This is a genomic window from Acidimicrobiales bacterium, assembly GCA_036491125.1.
Lineage (GTDB): Bacteria > Actinomycetota > Acidimicrobiia > Acidimicrobiales > AC-9 > AC-9.
In genome coordinates this window covers 1-2,938 of record DASXCO010000179.1, presented here as the reverse complement: position 1 = coordinate 2,938, position 2,938 = coordinate 1, and the positions used below count along the sequence as shown (strand labels likewise).

General features: G+C 70.4%; 3 protein-coding genes. 1 reads left to right on the top strand and 2 read right to left on the bottom strand.

All coding sequences use genetic code 11. From position 1 onward, the window contains the following. On the top strand, positions 1 to 952 hold a 952-nt coding region (locus VGF64_14080; protein ID HEY1635887.1), incomplete at its 5' end, for a hypothetical protein. On the opposite strand, the gene VGF64_14075 is transcribed toward VGF64_14080, so the two are convergent. Both VGF64_14075 and VGF64_14070 read right to left on the bottom strand, forming a co-directional pair. Then, a complete protein-coding gene (locus VGF64_14075) occupies positions 943 to 2,394 on the bottom strand; it encodes a hypothetical protein (GenBank protein HEY1635886.1) in 1,452 nt (483 codons plus the stop codon). The two genes, VGF64_14080 and VGF64_14075, sit on opposite strands and share 10 nt — an antisense overlap. Before the next feature lie 17 nt (positions 2,395 to 2,411). Beyond that, positions 2,412 to 2,938 (bottom strand): hypothetical protein (locus VGF64_14070; GenBank protein HEY1635885.1); only part of this gene is annotated, 527 nt, incomplete at its 5' end.

The following is a 2,938-nucleotide window of genomic DNA, read 5'->3' as shown; positions in this document are numbered from 1 at the left end:
GCTCGCCCAGCGCCTGGCGCAGGGACTCGACGAGCGCCCCCTGGCCGGGCGGGAGCCACCTCCGGACCTGGTCGTCTCGGTGGAGCTCGATCCGCCGGTCGATCGCGTCGACACGGCCGCCTTCGCGGCCAGGACCCTCGCTCAGGATCTGCACGAACGTCTGGTCCGACTTGGCATGGCCTGTCACCGGCTGCGGATCGAGGCGGAGACCGAGCACGGCGAGCACCTGAGCCGCCTGTGGAGCCATGACGGCCCCTTCGCCCCTGCCGATATGGCCGAACGCGTACGCTGGCAGCTCGACGGCTGGTTGAGCGGCACCGCGGTGACCGTCGCCGCCCGACCGACGGCGGGCCTCTCCCTGCTACGGCTGCTGCCCGACGAGGTGGTCCCCGATCAGGGACGCCAGCTCGGCTTCTGGGGCGGCGAGGCCGGGGTCGACGAGCGAACGGCCCGAGCCCTGGCCCGCGTGCAGGGCCTGCTGGGGCCGGAGGCGGTGGTCACCGCAATGCTGGTCGGCGGCCGCGGTCCCACCGAGCAGGTCCGGCTGGTGCCCTGGGGCGAGGCCGGCCCGGGAGGCCGGCCAGAGAGCAGGGCCGGCCCGGGAGGGGAGGGCACAGGGGTGGCGCCGCCTTGGCCCGGGAGCGTGCCGCCGCCCGCTCCCGCCGTCGTGCACGGCCGGTCGCTCGTCGCCGAGGTCGTCGACGGCGACGGCGGTGCCATCGAGGTGACGGGGCGGGGCGTGGTCAGCGCGGCTCCGGCGCGGTTGTCGGTGGCCGGCGGACCATGGATCGAAGTGGTCGCCTGGGCGGGACCGTGGCCGGCCGACGAGCGGTGGTGGGATCCCGCCGCCCACCGTCGCCGGGCCCGGCTTCAGGTCGTGCTGGCCGACGGCTGCGCCCACCTGCTGGCGCTGGAAGCCGGCTGCTGGGGCGTCGAGGCGACCTACGACTGACGCGGTGGGGGGACACCGCTCGGCGCCGTCACCGCATCGGCCACGTGCACAACGTGCACCGCGGGCGCCGCGCTCTTGCTGTTGCTCTCCTTGACGATGGGCTGGGCCAACAGGAACAAGCTCGTCATGGTGTAGGCCACCATGGCGAAGATCCACGGCCACTCCGACCGCTCGGCTTGGACCCTGGTGCGGGCCACGCCCGCCAGATGGCGGTGGGCGATGAACACCGCGGCGATATGCACGGCGATGATGAGCGCGACCTGCAGATACCAGATCGCTCCCGAGGGTACGGGCTGTTTGTGGACCACGTAGTCATCGTTGAAGGGGGCCGGTAGCCACTGGTTGTGTCCCGTCGGGTTGCCCGCCAGCGGGATGAGCAATTGACCGTTGACGAGCAGGTACTGGAAGTTGTGGGCCACCAGGTAGCCGAACGAGATGGGCAGCAGCGACGGCAGCAGCTGACCGATCGTCTCGCGCACTGACAGCTCGAGGTGGCCCACATCCCGCACGCCTTTGGCGAAGAGGCCGAAGACCGTCCACGCCAGGCCGACCAGCACGGCGAATGCGACCAGGGCCACGAAGATGTAGCCCGCTGATCCAACCGTGAAGCCGTGCGGCAGCTGGCCCTGGAACCGCTTCCACGCCGGGATGCTCAGTAGTCCGTCGAACGTCACCGACATGAGCATCAGGAACACGAAGGTGATCCTGCCGATCGAGGAGTCGAAGGGTTGGTCGACGCCACCGAGGAACCCCCGTCGCCCCGGCCGTCCGAAGCGCCAGTACCCCAGTCGCCCCCACGTGGCCCACAGCACCGAGAACATCTCGCCCCGCTCGAGCCACGCCTCGGCCCCGAACAGCAGGCCACACACGGCGCTGATGAGCGCGTAGACAACGAGCGCCACCGCGGTGACGATCGGCCTCGTCGCCCAGCCGTTGTAGATCAGCTCGCCGCTGGCGACGAGGAAGAAGATCAGCGTGGCCGGCCAGAAGCCGAGCCAGCGCGGCCACGCGAGCTGCGGGCCGCCGATGAGGCGCTGACGCAGGTCAGGCCGATCGACCACCCGGGCGATGGTCGCGAAGGGATTGATCCATGGGGTCCAGTCGCCGACGACCCCACAGGAGATGGGTACCGCGATCCAGATGATCAGCCAGAACATCGTGGGCAGGATGTTCTCGGCGATCTCCTGCGATCCGTAGATACCGGCGTAGATCAGGAAGGCGAGGATCAGCAGACCGAGGCCGCCGAGCAGTGGCCGATGCGGAACGATGTAGCCGCCGTCCCCTGTCGCCGGCCCGTCGGCCGGAGCCACCTCTCGCTGCATCACGAGCAGGAACGACGCAAAGACGACCGCGGCACCACCCAGGACGAAGAGATAGAGCGGAACCGGAAGGTCGTACCGAGCCCCGAAGGCGTGGGCGAGGATCAGGGTGGGGGACAACATGGCCAGACCGATGGTAGCTACCGCCGGAACAGCCGCACGGCCGCGAGCAGAACGCCGATCACCACCAGGACCGCCGCCACGGCGATGGCCGCGCGGACCCCGCCGCTCAGCCCACCGGCGCCTCCGGGCAGGAGCACCAGGGTGAAGTCACCGAGCTCGTCGGAGTCGGCGCTGTGGAAGCCGGCGCCCGGGACCTGGGTCGGCAACTGGGACCAGCGGCCGGCGCTGAAGCGGTCCATGACCGTTTTGCCGCTGGCGCCGGTGCCGCGCAGGAACACGGTGACGTGCTTGCCCGGCAGGACGGCGACGGGAACCCCTCCCGGCAGCAGGACCGACATGCGATAGGAGTTGCCGTCGAGCCGGCCGTTCGGGATCGGCGCGGCCGGGGGAACGGGGGTGATCGTGATGGTCAGGTTCTGCACCGACGGCGGTATGGCGAAGGCAGTGGGATCGGCTTGCAGCTCGGCCTGAGGCGGCGACTCGTTGGTGTTGGCGATGAACGGCAGACCCTGGTTCGACGGCTTGACGTTCACTGAGGCCGAGG

Excerpts from the sequence above, each read along its gene's own strand:
- VGF64_14075 (HEY1635886.1), bottom strand. The coding sequence starts at position 2,394 with ATGTTGTCCCCCACCCTGATCCTCGCCCACGCCTTCGGGGCTCGGTAC.